Source organism: Bacillus pfraonensis (genome assembly GCF_050768835.1).
Taxonomy (GTDB): domain Bacteria; phylum Bacillota; class Bacilli; order Bacillales; family Bacillaceae_G; genus Bacillus_A; species Bacillus_A pfraonensis.
The window spans coordinates 142,320-158,461 of sequence record NZ_JAHCDO010000003.1 but is presented as its reverse complement, the minus strand read 5'-3'; the positions used below and the strand labels follow the sequence as shown (position 1 = coordinate 158,461).

General features: G+C 33.9%; 17 protein-coding genes and 1 other annotated feature (1 of these 18 only partly in view). Of the genes, 15 read left to right on the top strand and 2 right to left on the bottom strand.

The annotated features are described in order from the left end of the window. Nucleotides 1-60: 60 nt before the first annotated feature. From KFD70_RS03655 to KFD70_RS03635, 5 genes are all read left to right on the top strand, one after another. The gene (locus tag KFD70_RS03655) at nt 61-375 is read left to right on the top strand and encodes a hypothetical protein (RefSeq protein WP_098508601.1); all 315 of its coding nucleotides are present in this window, start codon (nt 61-63) and stop codon (nt 373-375) included. Nucleotides 376-387: 12 nt separating this feature from the next. Further along, nucleotides 388-924 carry a hypothetical protein gene (locus KFD70_RS03650; RefSeq protein WP_098508600.1) on the top strand — a complete coding sequence of 179 codons (537 nt, stop codon included), beginning with the start codon at nt 388-390 and terminating at the stop codon, nt 922-924. Nucleotides 925-946: 22 nt separating this feature from the next. Beyond that, nucleotides 947-1,294, top strand: coding sequence for a hypothetical protein (locus KFD70_RS03645; protein ID WP_336453354.1), 348 nt, complete (start codon nt 947-949; stop codon nt 1,292-1,294). Nucleotides 1,295-1,380: 86 nt separating this feature from the next. Then, entirely contained in the window at nt 1,381-2,919 is a 1,539-nt protein-coding gene (locus KFD70_RS03640) for a pyridoxal phosphate-dependent decarboxylase family protein (RefSeq protein ID WP_336453355.1), read from the top strand. 1,051 nt (nt 2,920-3,970) lie between these two features. Further along, the gene (locus tag KFD70_RS03635) at nt 3,971-4,843 is read left to right on the top strand and encodes a YitT family protein (RefSeq protein ID WP_336453356.1); all 873 of its coding nucleotides are present in this window, start codon (nt 3,971-3,973) and stop codon (nt 4,841-4,843) included. A gap of 466 nt (nt 4,844-5,309) precedes the next feature. Here KFD70_RS03635 and KFD70_RS03630 read toward each other — a convergent pair whose 3' ends face one another. After that, entirely contained in the window at nt 5,310-6,077 is a 768-nt protein-coding gene (locus KFD70_RS03630; RefSeq protein WP_336453357.1) for an NADH dehydrogenase subunit, read from the bottom strand. A 1-nt stretch (nt 6,078) separates the two neighbouring features. Beyond that, on the bottom strand, nt 6,079-6,408 hold the full coding sequence (locus tag KFD70_RS03625; protein WP_098508593.1) for a PadR family transcriptional regulator: 330 nt from the start codon (nt 6,406-6,408) through the stop codon (nt 6,079-6,081). Between the two features lie 219 nt (nt 6,409-6,627). Between KFD70_RS03625 and psiE the strand changes: the two genes are divergently transcribed. The 10 genes from psiE (at nt 6,628) to murB (ending at nt 16,014) form a co-directional block, all read left to right on the top strand. After that, nucleotides 6,628-7,032, top strand: a complete 405-nt coding sequence (psiE, locus tag KFD70_RS03620) for a phosphate-starvation-inducible protein PsiE (RefSeq protein WP_098508592.1) — start codon at nt 6,628-6,630, stop codon at nt 7,030-7,032. An 85-nt stretch (nt 7,033-7,117) separates the two neighbouring features. After that, entirely contained in the window at nt 7,118-7,840 is a 723-nt protein-coding gene (locus KFD70_RS03615) for an AraC family transcriptional regulator (protein ID WP_098508590.1), read from the top strand. Between the two features lie 96 nt (nt 7,841-7,936). Next, nucleotides 7,937-8,266: a chaperone CsaA gene (gene csaA, locus KFD70_RS03610; protein ID WP_098508589.1), complete on the top strand. Its 330-nt coding sequence runs from the start codon at nt 7,937-7,939 to the stop codon at nt 8,264-8,266. 466 nt (nt 8,267-8,732) lie between these two features. Beyond that, a complete protein-coding gene (locus KFD70_RS03605; protein WP_336453358.1) occupies nt 8,733-10,271 on the top strand; it encodes an ABC-F family ATP-binding cassette domain-containing protein in 1,539 nt (512 codons plus the stop codon). Between the two features lie 47 nt (nt 10,272-10,318). After that, the gene (locus KFD70_RS03600) at nt 10,319-11,512 is read left to right on the top strand and encodes an MFS transporter (protein ID WP_336453359.1); all 1,194 of its coding nucleotides are present in this window, start codon (nt 10,319-10,321) and stop codon (nt 11,510-11,512) included. Between the two features lie 259 nt (nt 11,513-11,771). Continuing rightward, nucleotides 11,772-12,023 (top strand): DUF3955 domain-containing protein, encoded by a 252-nt coding sequence (locus KFD70_RS03595; RefSeq protein ID WP_336453493.1) that lies wholly within the window; start codon nt 11,772-11,774, stop codon nt 12,021-12,023. 163 nt (nt 12,024-12,186) lie between these two features. Next, nucleotides 12,187-12,582, top strand: a complete 396-nt coding sequence (locus KFD70_RS03590; RefSeq protein ID WP_336453360.1) for an SET domain-containing protein — start codon at nt 12,187-12,189, stop codon at nt 12,580-12,582. A 114-nt stretch (nt 12,583-12,696) separates the two neighbouring features. After that, nucleotides 12,697-13,257, top strand: coding sequence for a sigma-70 family RNA polymerase sigma factor (locus KFD70_RS03585; protein ID WP_336453361.1), 561 nt, complete (start codon nt 12,697-12,699; stop codon nt 13,255-13,257). Then, nucleotides 13,227-14,621 carry a DUF4179 domain-containing protein gene (locus KFD70_RS03580; RefSeq protein WP_336453362.1) on the top strand — a complete coding sequence of 465 codons (1,395 nt, stop codon included), beginning with the start codon at nt 13,227-13,229 and terminating at the stop codon, nt 14,619-14,621. Before KFD70_RS03585 ends, KFD70_RS03580 begins: the two co-directional genes overlap by 31 nt. Before the next feature lie 475 nt (nt 14,622-15,096). Then, entirely contained in the window at nt 15,097-16,014 is a 918-nt protein-coding gene (gene murB / locus KFD70_RS03575; RefSeq protein ID WP_336453363.1) for a UDP-N-acetylmuramate dehydrogenase, read from the top strand. Between the two features lie 74 nt (nt 16,015-16,088). Next, nucleotides 16,089-16,142, top strand: a binding site (T-box leader); it runs 168 nt beyond the window's last position.

The window sequence follows — 16,142 nt, the reverse complement described above, 5'->3', positions numbered from 1 at the left end:
TAATCAGTATCAAGGAAAGACTAATTAATTTTAAAATTACATTTAGAAGGGGAAGAATATATGAGTAATGAAGAGAAGATATTACCAGATTATGGACTTATTAAACCTATAACAATTCATCCTGATTCTAAAGTACCATATTCACTAAGTGCAGTATCAACTGATGAGGAATATGATCTTTATTTTCGCTTACAGCGGAATGCATTAGATCTATTAGAATGGTCAAAAAGTTGTATAGATATATATGAAAATCACATTAAAGATTTAGAGGAAACTAATTTAACTGATAGGGAAAAATATGAAATAATAAAAGGTTGGGGAAATATTTTTCAAATTGCTTTAGAGAATTGGATAAAATCCTGTGAGAAAGAATAGGGAGAAGAAAAAATGACAACTAGGATTGATATTAATACAGCTTCGTATGAAAGAGCGGTATTTCGGTGGAAACAAGGGCATCAAGTGTTCCATATTATTTTGGTATGTATGAATACATTATTAGATGATGCTATAAAAGCAGTGGAATATAGAGATTTTATTAAGTTACAATCTATTCTTGGCCGTCTTTCAACTCTTTATGATGCAGCGACTGTTTCCATGAAGTATACTGTGAGTTTTCCAGTCGAATCTTATGAAGAGTTTATAAGGCCTTCTATGATGCCTCCTTTCCTGAGCCCAGGATTTAGTGGAACTCAAAATAAAGAGCATAAAATTATGATAGAAGGGTTTAAAGAATTGCATGAAACCTTAGCAAACCATCTCGGTCCTAAGGGCGAATGGCCTGCTGCTATAATAGAGTCTTGGGAAGAATTATCAAAGGCTCAAGTAAGGAATCGGAAGAATCATGGTTTCGTTTGTCGAGAGTTTGTAGATGATGGTGTTTCATTGCTTAAGGATTTTTATAAAAATAAAGAACACTTAAAATAAATTAAGGAAAGAAGGAATTGAATTGATTACTGTAATGGAGACTTGGTATTTGAAATTAGAATTAAAAGATCGAGCAATTGAATTAATGCAACAAATGGATGATTTATTAGGTCCAGCTGCACATGAACATCCTGGTTGGGCAGGGCATGCATCATTTTATCAAGATGATAGTGAATTGAATAAAATAAAAGTAATATATCCTTGGAAAAGCAAAGAGCTTCATGTAGATTTAGCTAATCAAGAAGAAAAGTTATTAATTGAGTTCAATCAAAATTATTGTATCAAGCCGAGAGAAATACATTATTATCATGAGTTAGAAGTCGAAGTTGAGCATGATCATCATCATCATCATCATCATGTTACTAAATAATACAAATAAGTAGCAATTTACTAGGGAATGTGGAGGGATCGTTATCTATTAATCAAAATAAAATAAATATTTAAGGAGGTTATAGTATGACTAATTCCATAAAGAATTTGGGGGACTGGAACCCTGCACAATTTGAGGAACATGGTATAGAGTTACTTGGAATGATTCGTGAACACTTTGAAAAAATACGTGAAATCCCTGTAACTTCTAATATTTCTCCAAATGATTTACTAGCGATGCTGGATCAACCATTGCCAGAACATTCTCAATCATTTGAGGTAATAATGAACGACACATGGGAGAAAATTATTCCTCATTTGACTCATTGGAATCATCCTTCTTTCCATGGATATTTCAGTACTTCAGCCAGTTCTCCTGGAATTCTAGCTGATCTTTTAATCTCTTCTTTAAATGTAAATGCTTTGGTGTGGAAAGCAGCTCCAGCTGCTTCGGCATTAGAAAAAGTTATACTCAAGTGGATCGCAGAAATGGTGGGATATACTCCAGCTGCGGAGGGGGTTTTATTAAATGGAGCTTCATTAGCGACTTTTTATGCGTTGGTTGCAGCTAGGGATCAAAGTACCGAGATAGATATAAGAACAAAGGGACTAATTGAGAGTCGAGTTTCTAAGATGCGTATTTATACTTCCGATCAGGCACATAGTTCAGTTGATAAAGCAGCTATAGCATTAGGAATTGGAACGGATAATGTAGTCCATATTTCTACGAATGGAAAATATCAAATGATGGAGGATCAACTTGAAAAAGCTATTCAAGATGATTTAAATAATGGTTATTGTCCCATAGCGGTTGTCGCTACTGCAGGTACAACTGCTACAGGAGCTATAGATCCTATTTTGAAAATTTCTCAAATTTGTAAGAAATATAACATTTGGCTTCATGTTGATGCTGCTTATGGAGGTTTTTGGAATTTAGTTCCAGATGTAAAGGAGAATACTGAAGATTTCTGTGTAGCAGATTCACTGGTTGTCAACCCTCATAAGTGTCTATATACACCTTTGGAAGTTACTACATTGTTTTGTAAGAGAAGAGGAGCTCTATCAAATAGCTTTCGCCTAGTTCCTGATTATTTACAAACTGAAAGAGAAGATGGTTCAGTTGATTATATGGATTATTCATTGCAACTAGGACGTAGTTTTCGAGCTCTTAAGATTTGGTGGATTATTAGAAGTTTTGGAAAAGATGGTTTATCAAAACGTCTTGAAGAAAGTATTCGTCAGGCTCGATGGTTGGAATCTGAAATAAATAAACATCCTGAATTTGAATGTACAGCCTCTTCACCTTATGCACTTATTTGTTTGCGGTATTTTCCTTATGAATTAAAAGAAAGGCTGAAAGATGCAAACGAGCAGCAAAAGATTATACTACAGAAATATATTGATGAGCTTAATCAATTATTACTTACAAGGCTTAATCAATCTAAAAAGACCTTTGTTTCTCATGCGACTATTAAAGATGGGTATGTTATTCGAATTTCTATAGGTAATATTCATACTACTGCTGAGGATATAGAAAGTCTATGGAACTTAATTCAGGAAGTTGCAAAAGATGTGAAGAAAAAAATTCCTGCTCCTGATAAATGGCTAACTGAAATTAGTAAATGAAACGTTTTTTTGGATATATATTAACTGGATTCCCCTCAAATTTTAGATATATACTCTCCTTAAATCGTTATTTCATTTCACCTGATTACTTTTTTGCATATGTGACAAGAAATAAATCTTGCCTCATATGCAAATTTTTTTGATTTATAACGTCTCTGTTTGAGCTCGCCAATAAAATTTCATTTGGTGATAAATCTTAAATACTAGAATGTATCCTTCGATTGTTATAAAACTTGTTGTATAATATAACCTGTATTTTCGCCTGTACAATGCAAACTAAGGTAGATGGTACACGTCTATAATAGAGAGGATATAAAAGAAACAATGTTTATCTTCTATGTAGCCATACTCTATATCTGCCTCTCATAATTAGTTAGAACTAGTAACTATTCGTTTGCGTATTAAAAAGTCATTGCTTTAACAAGAATGTTCACCAGCGTTCTATTCTTATTTATTCTGAAGAAAGTTGTTTGACAGCTGGGACAAATGAAGTTATTCAAGTGTACAGTATTCAATAATTCATCCATCTCAAAATGTTCGTATTAGAATTCCTAGGGTAAAGAGTGTCTAAAATTTGGCGAATTTGCTTTAAGCAATCACTATCACCAAATCACTGAAAATACAGTTTAATACTTCTTTTCCGTTAACAAAGGAAACAAAGAGTTATTAAATCTGGAAATTCAAACGTTAAAAAGTAGTAAATTTTTTCAAAAGGGATGGTGCATACCGTCCCTTTTGCTTTTTTTATTTAATGTAAAATATGGAATTTTTAACTTTATCTTGTCTGACAATTAGCTGCCACCCTCATTTGCATTTGTTACATTACCTGTAAAAAAGAATGTTAAAGGTCTAAATAATATTTTATTTATAGTCGATTTAAAAACAAAAAAGTTCAGGCAATTGTTCCATTTTATTGAAAAGCAGTTTAAAAGAAAATGGGATATCTTTTTTACATTTTAGAAGAGATTGTGAAGGTTTCTACTTAAAAAGAGAATATGTTAAAATAATTATTAGGAATAAAAAGAGAAAATAGTTTGAAACGAGGAATGACATGAATACAATTAAAAAGCGTAGGCCTAATAAACTAAAAGTTGTTTTAAAAGTATTGGCAATTATTATAGGGGCATTTATAACCGCGTATGGACTAGAAGCTGTATTAATCCCAAATAACGTTTCTGACGGTGGTGTGACGGGTTTAAGCATCGTTAGTTCACAATTATTTGGGCTACCATTAGGTCTGCTAATTGCAGTTATTAATATCCCTTTTGTTTGGTTAGGGTATAAGCAGATTGGTAGAAATTTTGCTATTTATTCTATTATTGGTATTGCTTCATTAGCAATCGGTACTGTTTTGATGCATGACGTACCAACTATTATCCACGGTGATACATTGTTAGTTACCGTTGTTGGTGGTATTATCATCGGTTTTGGTATGGGACTCGCATTGCGTAACGGTGGCGCATTAGATGGAATCGATATGTTAGCTGTATTACTTTCTCGAAAATTACCTTTTGGGACAAGTGATCTCATCTTATTTTTAAATATGTTTGTCTTTATTGTTGTCTCAACAGTATTTGGTCTGCAAGGGGCGATTCTTTCAGCAATTGCGTACTTTATCGCTTCTAAAGTGATTCATATCGTTGAAGTAGGTTTAAGTGGTTCTAAAACATTTAAAATTATCACAAAAGAGCCTGAATTAATGGTAGAGACAATTCGAGAGCGCTTAGGACGAAGCGCAACGTATAATGAAGTGTACGGCGGTTATTCAAGAGAGAAATTTAAAGAAATCACTTGTGTGATTAACCGGTTAGAAGAAAGTAAAATGAAAGAAATTATTCATGAGATTGATGAAAGTGCCTTTATTACGGTATATGACGTAGCAGAAGTAAAGGGCGGTAATTTCAAAAAGCATGATATTCATTAAGTATAACTTAGAAAACTTTAATAGAGTTTCACAAAAAATCACCTTTTCATTTGATGACAAGGTGATTTTTTAATGTTTTATAGCTGTAATGTATACATGTATAATTTAGCTAATAGCCCAAAAGTATAGTGTTTTTGTCGAACAGTCGATATGTTGTGTCGAATCGCTGATATATTTCAATTTGCGCCGATATATTTTAAAGGGGTGCTTAGAATGATTATAAAAGAGCGGAAACAACCGATTTATTTGCGTCATCTTTTTGAAAGAAGCACACAAATATGCCATGCAAGATTATGCACTTCTTTTAGGAACTACGGTTACAAATAAAGAGGTAAAAGAATTTCTAAATATCGAATCGAGTTCAGTAACGAAAAGGTTAATTTAAATGATGGAATTGTCTTATACAGGTAAGAATAAGGGGAGAAAGTATGATTTGAATTTTATGGAATAGAAAGAAAACCACTTCTTAAGCATTAGAAGTGGCTTTTCCTTTCTTGTAGAAATAGATGATTAGCAAAATACCTATGACCACACTAATGATAACCGCTAGTGTAATATACATCGGGTCTTTGTTTATTTCAGGTGGAATAACGTGTTCTAAAAGTGGGCCGATACAAATTACGAATGCAGCTAAAATTGTAGCCCATGATTTTGTATACAATGCGAATGAAATAAAAATAAGAAGACATACACTAGCGATGGCATAATTTTGCATAGTCGTTGCTACAAAGTAATCTGTATCAAGGCGTCCATCTAACCAAAAATAAAAGCCGAACCATCCACCGATGGTAATGAACTGCGTTGTGATTAAAAGAATTATTGAGTTTTTCTTAGATGGGTATACTTTCGGAAGTCCTTTGAAAAATACAACTGCAAATATAGCAATCGTTAAGAATACTGGTAGTGATCCAAATAACAATATGTTTTGTGAAATTTTGAATTCTCCTCTAAGAGCTGGAGCAAAGCACATATAAGCAATAATAACTAAAATAGCAGCGGGAATGATTACGAGCAACCCTTCTTTGTCTGTAGGAAGTTCTTTCCCGATATTTTTCATATGCTGTTTACGGCTTTTTCCAATGATATGATCTACACTTTGTCCTCTTGATTCGGCTTCTGTTAAATGAACTTCTAACTCTTCCACTATTGCATTTATATCTTCATCTTTTTTTCCGCGCTGCAGTAAATACATTCTGAGTTCGATTAAAAATTGTTCAGATTTTGTTGATAACATTCTATTCGCCACCTTTATTCATCACTTTTTCCACAGATAGCTTTAAATCGGTCCAGCGCTCTTTAAAGCTAGTTAATTCTTTCTCTCCTAATTCTGATAACTGATAGTACTTTCGCTTAGGCCCAGCGGTTGATTCTCTTAATTCGCTTGTAAGCAAGCCTTCTTTTTGCATGCGTAATAGTAATGGATAGATTGTACCTTCACTAAAAGAGTGAAAACCATAGCTATGCAATTTCTCTGTTAATTCGTAACCGTATACTTCACCTTCTTGAATGATAGCTAAAATACAGCCATCCAGAATTCCTTTTAGCATTTGTGTTGAGTCAGCCATTTTAGCCCCCTAGTTGTATATCTTTTTTAATAACTTGTAATACAAGGTAAAGGGCTATAACAATACCTTGTATTACAAGTGTTATAATGAAGATAACATGGAATTAACTTGTAATGCAAGGTATATTAGATTAATGATATAATAATTCTGAAATTTATATATCAGGATAATTTTGCTATAATACATGAGTATGATTCACCTGTAGAGGAGTGCTAGAAAATGCGATCATTTAATGTCGATGAATTTATTGCCAGTGTTTTACAATGGATATTAAATACAGCTCTTATTATCCTGTCCATTGTTCTATCTATCTTTTTAATTAATGAAACAATCACATTTATACAGTACATATTTTCAACGAAAAAATATACATCGTATAAATTAGTTGAGAGCATTATTGTTTACTTCTTATACTTTGAATTTATTGCATTAATTATTAAGTATTTTAAATCAAATTATCATTTTCCATTACGGTATTTTATTTATATAGGAATCACAGCCCTCATTCGATTAATTATTGTTTCTCATGAAGAGCCATTTGAAACATTATTATATGCAGGGGCTATTCTCATTTTAGTGATTGCTTTATATATATCTAATATGAGGGATTTGAAGAAACATTAAATAAAAAAGTAGTGCAGACCAGTCTATTGGTTCGCACTACTTTTTTTGGTATTATGAATCCAAATATGAAAAGGGAGAAAATGCAATGGAAACATATAAAGAGATTGTAGCAGAACGCCGGATTTATACAGCTGCTAAAGATACACATTCCCATAGTTATGCCCAGCTCATTTTACCCCTTCAAGGAGAACTTGTTATCAAAGCTGGGGCACAAAATCTACTCATAGACCAACAAACATTATTTTTTGTTCCTCCCGAGTGTGATCATACTTTTCATTCTTCTGTGCGTAATGAATTTTTGGTTCTGGATATTCCTCATTTTATGATTCCTGCTGGGGAGTTACAAAATAGGGGGATTTCTTATCAATTTACGAATCAGTGGAAAGGGATTCGCTATCTAATCCTGAATGAAATAGAACAGGGAAGGCCTGCGCTTAAAGAGCTCTATCCGTATATTTCACATTGTTTACGCCAAGAGCAACAACCTAAGTCGATTCAATATATTCACGAACATTATCATGAGAATATAACGGTACAAAAACTTGCACAGCTTGAGCATTATAATCGTTCCTATTATTCAGATTGGTTTTTTAAAGAAACAGGAAAATCTCCATCAGCATATATACAAGAAGTGCGCTTAAATAAGGCGAAAGACTTATTACAAAATACCAATTTATCCATTTTGCACATTGCAATTCAAGTGGGATTAGAGCACCAATCTTCCTTAACACGTTTATTCCAAAAATATGAGGGAGTCACACCAAGTCAATATCGGAAAGGTAACTTTTCATTTGCACCGAATACATGACATATGGTTAAAAAGTACTGATTTTCGGTAAAAAAAATCTCATTGTATGTGTCTAAAATGTAAATATGGATATTGTAAAAACGGGAGGTAATACATGTGGCAAGCATTGAGGATTTTATGAAATTAGATATTCGTGTTGGAACTGTAATAGAAGCCGTACCATTTCCAGAAGCGCGGAAACCAGCTATAAAATTAAAAATTGATTTCGGTGAGATGGGTTTGAAACAATCTTCAGCTCAAATTACGCGAAGATATGAACCGGAACAGCTTATTGGTCGGCAAGTAATTGCAGTTGTGAATTTTCCCCCAAGACGTATTGCAGGTTTTAAATCTGAGGTATTAGTAGTAGGCGGTGTACCAGAAGAAGGGGATGTTGTGCTGTTAAAGCCGGATGATCCTGTTGCAAATGGAACGCCAATCGCATAAGAGTGTAAAAAATCGAATAGAAGTATGTAGCTTTTGATTACAGTATTTGGTTATTTCTTGACCTTTTGCAGAAACATATGCTAAAATCCCCTTTAAGAATAAGGAAGGTGCTTGAAATGCTTTATATAAAATTTGTAAAACTCGTTAGAAAACTTTGCTCCGCACAAATGTATACGGTGAAGCGTTGTACGGAGCTTAATCTGGGAGCATAATGTCTCTCATATTCATCGGCTGAATAGTCTTCGAAAAAAGTGTAGTTTTGCTATGCTTATTTGGTTATGACTATTAGCTGATGAATAATAGATGAAAGGGCCATAGACAATGCTTTGTCTATGGCCCTTTGTGTATAGTATTCCAATGAGCTTTTACAAATTGGAGTAGTATAGCAAAAATTACGAAGCAGAGGGCTAGTGTCGGATGACGCTATCCCTCTGCTTTTTTTATTCTTAGGAAAAGAGGAATTATTATGAGCTTACTTAAAGTTGAAAATGTATCACATTGTTTTATAGATAAAATCTTATATGAAAATGCTACTTTTGACTTATACAAAGGAGAACATATGGGAGTAGTAGGACAAAATGGATCAGGAAAAAGTACCTTAATAAAAATATTGATGGGAGAAGTTATTCCCGATGCCGGCGATATAAAATGGCAATCTAATATTCAAATTGGACATTTGGATCAATATGCTGAAATTGATGGGAATCATACAGTTTTAGCATATTTAAAAACGGCTTTTATAGATTTATTTGAAATGGAAAAAAGAATGAGTAAGTTATATGAGGAGAGTGCGATAACTGGCGGTGAAGAGCAATTGTTACAAGCGGCTGAGTATCAAGAACAGCTTGAAGCACAGGAATTTTACTCGATAGATAGCACAATAAATAAAATTGCTGCTGGTTTAGGAATTGATGCGATTGGTATGGATCGTAGAATCGAAGAATTAAGCGGTGGACAAAGAGCGAAAGTGATTTTGGCAAAGTTGCTACTTGAAAAACCGAATGTTCTGTTGCTAGATGAGCCAACGAACTTTTTGGATAAAGAACATGTTGAATGGCTTGCTGGTTATTTAGTAGGGTTTGAGGGTGCTTTTATTGTTGTTTCTCATGATTTTGATTTCTTAGAAGAAGTGTCTTCTTGTATATGTGATATAGAGTTTGGAACAATTAAGAAGTACTACGGTAAATACTCAGATTTTTTAAGACAAAAGGAGCATTTACGAAAGGATTATATTCGTCAGTACCACGCACAACAAAAACAAATTGAAAAGACGGAAGAATATATTCGAAGAAATATTGCTGGGGTTAATTCTAAAATTGCGCAAGGGCGCAGAAAACAGCTCGAAAGGATGGAGCGAATTGCCCCGCCTGCTTTTACTCATAAACCATCTATTCGTTTTCGTGAACTTGATCTTTCAAAACAGACGGTTCTTACGATAAATGACCTTGAGGTGGGTTATGACTCAGCTCTTTTGCCAAAATTGAATTTCTCAGTTATAGGCGGCCAAAAGCTTGTTATTACAGGATTTAATGGCATTGGAAAATCTACATTATTAAAAACTTTAGTTGGACGCATTCCGAGTATTTCAGGAGATTTTGATTTTGCAGACCCAATAAAAATTGGTTATTACGAGCAAGATTTGAAATGGGAAAACGGGGCAATGACACCAATTCAGATTATTTCAGAACAGTTTCCAAAACTGAATATGAAAGAAATTCGTCATCATTTAGCGCAGTGCGGTGTAAAAGACACGAATGTAACACAAGAGATTCGTACATTAAGTGGTGGTGAACAGTCAAAAGTAAAATTATGCAAACTGTTACTAACTCCTTGTAACTTTTTAATTTTAGATGAGCCAACTAATCATTTGGATGCGGAAGCAAAGAAAGCTTTACAAAACGCTTTAGTACGGTTTAAGGGAAGTGTATTACTCGTTTCTCATGAAGAAAATTTTTATCGTGAGTGGGCAGATAGCATTTTCAATATAGAAAATGGCGTAATGTAAATCCTATTCAAAATACTTGAAATGAAACAAGAGGTGTAAATAAATTTATGTATGATAACAATTGGAAAACAAAAATCGTTCTATTCCTAACAGCACAAACCATTTCGTTGTTTGGTTCGTCATTGGTTCAGTACGCAATTATATGGTATATCACACTTACAACATCATCTGGAATGATGTTGACCATTTCTACTGTTTGTGGTTTCCTTCCACAAATTGCGATTTCTTTATTCGCCGGCGTGTGGATAGACCGTTATAACCGTAAGAAAATGATTATGTTATCCGATGGGATAATTGCGTTTGCGACATTCATTTTAGCAATTTTATTTGTAGCGGGTTATAAGAGCATTTGGTTACTTTTCATTGTATTGCTAATTCGGTCGGCTGGGACTGGGATACAAACTCCAGCTGTTAATGCTTTGATTCCACAGATTGTCCCCAAAGATAATCTTATGAAAGTAAATGGAGTAAACAGTAGCATTACATCTTTAATCATGTTTCTTTCACCGGCAGCAAGCGGAGCAATTCTCTCTATAGCAAGTATTGAGGCTACATTTTTTATTGATGTTATGACTGCAGTCATCGGGATTGGCATCATGTTTATGATTCAGGTACCAGCGTATATAAACAAGGAAAATCAACAAAAGTCTAACGTACAAGGAATAAAAGAAGGGTTTGCTTATTTAAAAGAAAATGTGTTCATTAAGCGATTGCTCGTGTTATTGATTATCGTAATGATTTTAGCAAGTCCTGCCGCATTTTTAACACCTTTAATGGTGAGTCGTTCCTTTGGTGCGGAAATGTGGAGGTTAACAGCAAGTGAAATGACCTTCAGCGCTGGAGCTGCTGTGGGAGGAATTTTAATCGCTGCGTGGGGTGGCTTTAGAAATCGCATGCATACAACAGCTCTTGCGTGTGCTTTATACGGTTTACTAATGGTTGGATTGGGTATAGCACCGATATTTGTCGTATACTTGTTGTTTAACTTCCTAATTGGGATAACGATGCCTTGTTTCAACACTCCAATTACAGTCTTATTGCAGGAGGAAGTTGAACCTTCTATGCACGGTAGGGTGTTTAGTTTTGTACAAATTTCTAACTCATGTGCTTTGCCATTAGGGATGATTATATTCGGACCACTGGCTGATATTGTACAAGTAGAAAGTTTATTAATATATGCAGGGACATTCGTTTTACTTTGTGCTTTTTATATTTTCTTTAGTAAACGATTGATTGTATAAAACAGTATGATTCAAGTGAAAAAAGTTTGTGGAACAGTAAATGTTTCGCAAACTTTTTTATTTAAAGTGATAATAATTTATTGTTTTACGATAAAATTTTGTTGATTTATAATTTACTTCGGATTATTATATGGTTAGTAATTGAAGGGTGTTTCTTTTTTATAAAACAGAAAGAATTATCCGTATGATTAAAGTTAATCATTTTTTATTGCTTGAGTTCTAGAATGCCAACCATGTGACATTTTAGAATATGAAAAAAATGAATCTTAATTATTTAAAACGAGGAGAATATATGATGAAAAAGAAATTCTTATTAGCTATTACACCAATATTATTAGGGATTATCTGTCTTGGTATCCATGCCTCAAATAGTAGCGTGGCACCAGATGGTTTGCTTATAGAACCTTATTTCTTCTTAGTTCCAGTAAGTTATGTATTATTTTTAACTGGTACTATTTCTGTGTTGTTTGTGGCGATCGTTTCGGTGTTTAAAAAAGGGAAATGTAATTGATTCAAAAGGATTGTTTGTAGCATTTTTGTCGAAAGGTCGATATCCTGTGTCGAATCGCAGATATATTGTAAAGGAAAAATAAAACCAATTGCTTTTCTTCTCATTATCTGCCAAGCTTAAGAAGAAAAAATACTGCAGAGAAAGAAATGTATAGGTGAAGAATATGATTGAAATCAAGACTTCCACACTTAGCGATGGAGAGTTTAATAGAGGAGTATTTGCAACGCGTGATATAAAAAAAGGGGAGCTTCTACATGAAGCACCAGTTATCTCGTATCCGAATGAGGAGCATCAATTTATAGAGAAAACGTTACTTGCTGACTACGCATTTGAGTATGGGATAAATCATTCGGCAATTCTTTTAGGATACGGTATGCTATTTAATCATGCTTATAAACCAAATGCGACGTATGAAATTAACTTTGATAATCATACATTTGATTTCTATGCTTATAAGGATATAAAAGCAGGGGAAGAAATTCTGATCAACTATAATGGTGACGTTGATGATGAGGAATTATTATGGTTTGATAAGGAAAAAGAAGAAAACAATAAGTAATTAAGTGTAAAAAGAGCACATTCCGTTGGGTGTGCTCTTTTGTATGGAATAAAAATAAATTTTTTGAAACCAAACGGTGCTTGTATCTATCTAATAAGTGAAAGGAGGGATACAATGGATGAAATAAAATTAGTCAAAAAAGCAAAAAAGGGTGACGATGCAGCTTTCGAACAGCTCATTAGTTTATATCAAGATCAGTTGTACCGCACTGCGTATCTGTATGTGCAGAATAAAGAAGATGCGCTTGATGTCGTACAAGAAACAGTATATAAAGCGTATCTATCTATAGAGCAATTAAAGAAACCAAACTATTTTTTGACATGGTTGACACGTATTCTTATACATAATGCCTATCAGCTATTAGGTGAAAAGAAAAAAGTGAAGAAGATAGAGGACGGAAGAGAAGCAGATACATATGGTGAGGTACCAAACAAACTACATCAAATTGAGCAAAATATTGATTTGCAGGGAGCAATTCAAAGATTGGATGAAAAATATCAAACAGTAATCATTTTATATTATTATTATGATCTTCCAATTCATCAAATTGCTTGGCAAATGAGTGTACCAGAGGGAACTGTAAAGACATATTTACACCGGGCGAGAAAATCTCTAAAAAAATTATTAGGAGGGAGTGATGAGAGTTGGATAAACAGCGGTTTGATGACGAAATAAATAAAGTTGAAGTTCCAGGGCAAGAACTGAATCTGGCTATCCAAAAAGGGATTGCTAGGGCAAAGGCAGAAAAACCAGTTAAAAAGATATATAAGAGAAGAAAAATTGCTTTGTTAACTGCAGCTTCAATCTGTATCGGGGTACTAGGCTCAGGATTTGTATTTCCGCAAATGAGCCGTGTATTGGCGGAAGTTCCGATTATCGGGAAAATATATTCGCATTTTCATGATACAATTGGTCAAAACTTGTCGGCAAGTAAGCTTGTAACAGAATTAAATCAGCAGGCAGTGAGTAATGGGATTAGTGTAACGATGAACAGTGTGTATTATGATAGTGGTAGAATTAGTGTTACATTTAAAGTAGATAATCCAGACGAAGTAGAGATAAAGAATACTTTTGCAAATGGCTTTTACTATGATTTTAAACTTGTTGATGGCAGTCCGAAATGGGGGCGTGCAGCTTCATTTGATGGGAAAATAACAAAAGACGGTTGGTTCGGGAATATTCATATTGATTATCCAGAAAAAGAGCTTCCTCAAAATACAACATTACCAATTACCATTACGTCTATCGGAGACACAAAAGGGATTTGGAAATTTGATATTCCCGTACAACAATTGGAAAATAAAATGATTCATCCTCAAGCATCCGTAAGTAGTGAAGATAAAGAACATACATTGAACTTTGAAAAGATTACAGTTGGAAAAGGGTCAATTGCAATCGACTATAAAGCAATGTATCCACTTGCCGGAGAAAATGATTTAGCGAGAATTGGGAAGGTGACGGATGATAAAGGAAATGAAATTGATTTTAAAACGTCAGGTATTGAATTTGGAAGAGAAAAAGTCGGAACTCAGATAGAATCTGATGAAAGATCTATTTTTGGAAAAGTTCCAGAGAACGCAGAATTTATTACGCTACATCCGAATGTGAGGTTATCTGAAAAACCGTCTATTCAGGCTTTAAATCAAAAGACACCATTTGAAATACAAAGTACTCGTAGCGATTTAAAGATCATTGTTAATAAAATCCAACATAAAAAACAACGATTAATTGTGCAATATACACTTCAAAATGTCGATACAAAACATATTTCTATGGATGAGTTGATCAATCGAGGGGAAGTTATGAATTTAACAGATTCTTCATATTTGGATAAAGAATTTGCACCGATTGGTCATGTGATAAAGGGCAGCGATGTGAAGGTATTGGATAAGGAGAAGTTACAATTCCAGGCGACGTTTCAGCTAGATGGGGAATATGGTGTGAAAAATTTTAGTTTAAAGAATTATGTATTAGAAATAGAAATGTCACCATATCACCCTGAAAAACCATTACCGCTAGTCAAAATTCAATTAAAATAACATGAAAAAAGGATGCCCTTAACATATAAAGAGGCATCCTTTTATATTACAAGAGCCTTACACTTTTATAATATCTATTGTTGATGTGACAAAATATAGACATTTTTATCAGTTTGAAAAGTTCCTTCTTTAACCATATTTTTTCACATTAACATGCGATATAATAGAGTTTTGTAAAGGAAGAGATTAGATTTTAAATTTTTTCGCCTTAAACTTGGTTATATCGGAAAATTTTTGAAGGTAAAGTTTTCTTCTCGATTTTTTGATAAGATAGAGACGGAAGCTATCTTACTAAACTATTCAGGTAATCTATGTGGTGGCCGATTACCTACTTATTTTCAGCATGGCATTACATGTAGTGTAGTAAATGAACTTGTAAGCGGAATGGAAGAGAATAAGAGAAATAGTTTTAAGAATGCTGGAACTATCGAGAGGATAGGCCATTAATTATTAATAGAAATAGAGGAATCATAGAATGGATATGCAGAAAGTATATGAATATTTAAATACAGTATTACCAGAAGAACATGTAAAACAAGATGAGATGTTAAAGAATCATACGCATATAAAAGTAGGGGGAAAAGCAGATGTGTTTGTGCAGCCCACTACCTATACTGAAATTCAACAAGTGGTACAGTATGCAACTGAACATAACATCCCAATTACGTTTTTAGGAAATGGTTCTAATGTGATTATAAAAGATGGCGGTATTCGCGGAATCACATTGAGTTTGACACATATTACGGATATTACTGTGAATGGGCAAATAATTGTAGCACAAAGTGGCGCAGCGATTATTGATGTATCAAAAGTGGCGCTAGAGCACTCTTTAACAGGACTAGAATTCGCTTGTGGTATACCAGGTTCTGTTGGAGGAGCCTTATATATGAATGCAGGTGCATACGGTGGTGAGGTGGCATACGTATTAACAAAAGCGGTTGTCATGACAAAAGAGGGAGAGTTAATTACTCTTTCGAAAGACGACTTTGATTTTGGATATCGTAAAAGTACATTTGCTAATAACCACTACATCATACTTGAAGCTACATTTGAACTTGAAAAAGGTGAATATGCAGTGATTAAAGCACAAATGGATGATCTAACGTATAAAAGAGAATCGAAGCAGCCGTTAGAATACCCTTCATGTGGTAGTGTTTTCAAACGTCCACCTAACCATTTTGCTGGTAAGCTAATCCAAGATTCTGAACTGCAAGGAACGCGAATTGGCGGTGTGGAAGTTTCAACAAAACATGCTGGATTCATGGTAAATGTTGATAATGGAACGGCACAAGATTATATTGATTTAATTCATTTTGTTCAAAAAACAGTGAAAGAGAAATTCGGTGTTACGTTAGAGAGAGAAGTACGGATTATTGGAGAAGATTTAAATTAAATAATTTTTAAAAAGTTTTTGGGTATAATTGACAATGTGTTTTTGATTCACTATAATGGCTATAATTTAACATATTCAATACGTTGAAAGAGCCCAGTAGCAGTTTGTCACTGTTATCGAGAAAGCTA

Excerpts from the sequence above, each read along its gene's own strand:
- KFD70_RS03625 (WP_098508593.1), bottom strand. The coding sequence starts at position 6,408 with ATGGCTGACTCAACACAAATGCTAAAAGGAATTCTGGATGGCTGTATT.
- KFD70_RS03600 (WP_336453359.1), top strand. The coding sequence starts at position 10,319 with ATGTATGATAACAATTGGAAAACAAAAATCGTTCTATTCCTAACAGCA.
- KFD70_RS03630 (WP_336453357.1), bottom strand. The coding sequence starts at position 6,077 with ATGTTATCAACAAAATCTGAACAATTTTTAATCGAACTCAGAATGTAT.
- KFD70_RS03595 (WP_336453493.1), top strand. The coding sequence starts at position 11,772 with ATGAATCTTAATTATTTAAAACGAGGAGAATATATGATGAAAAAGAAA.
- KFD70_RS03655 (WP_098508601.1), top strand. The coding sequence starts at position 61 with ATGAGTAATGAAGAGAAGATATTACCAGATTATGGACTTATTAAACCT.
- KFD70_RS03615 (WP_098508590.1), top strand. The coding sequence starts at position 7,118 with ATGGAAACATATAAAGAGATTGTAGCAGAACGCCGGATTTATACAGCT.
- KFD70_RS03585 (WP_336453361.1), top strand. The coding sequence starts at position 12,697 with ATGGATGAAATAAAATTAGTCAAAAAAGCAAAAAAGGGTGACGATGCA.
- KFD70_RS03590 (WP_336453360.1), top strand. The coding sequence starts at position 12,187 with ATGATTGAAATCAAGACTTCCACACTTAGCGATGGAGAGTTTAATAGA.
- KFD70_RS03650 (WP_098508600.1), top strand. The coding sequence starts at position 388 with ATGACAACTAGGATTGATATTAATACAGCTTCGTATGAAAGAGCGGTA.
- KFD70_RS03640 (WP_336453355.1), top strand. The coding sequence starts at position 1,381 with ATGACTAATTCCATAAAGAATTTGGGGGACTGGAACCCTGCACAATTT.
- psiE (WP_098508592.1), top strand. The coding sequence starts at position 6,628 with ATGCGATCATTTAATGTCGATGAATTTATTGCCAGTGTTTTACAATGG.
- KFD70_RS03605 (WP_336453358.1), top strand. The coding sequence starts at position 8,733 with ATGAGCTTACTTAAAGTTGAAAATGTATCACATTGTTTTATAGATAAA.
- KFD70_RS03635 (WP_336453356.1), top strand. The coding sequence starts at position 3,971 with ATGAATACAATTAAAAAGCGTAGGCCTAATAAACTAAAAGTTGTTTTA.
- murB (WP_336453363.1), top strand. The coding sequence starts at position 15,097 with ATGGATATGCAGAAAGTATATGAATATTTAAATACAGTATTACCAGAA.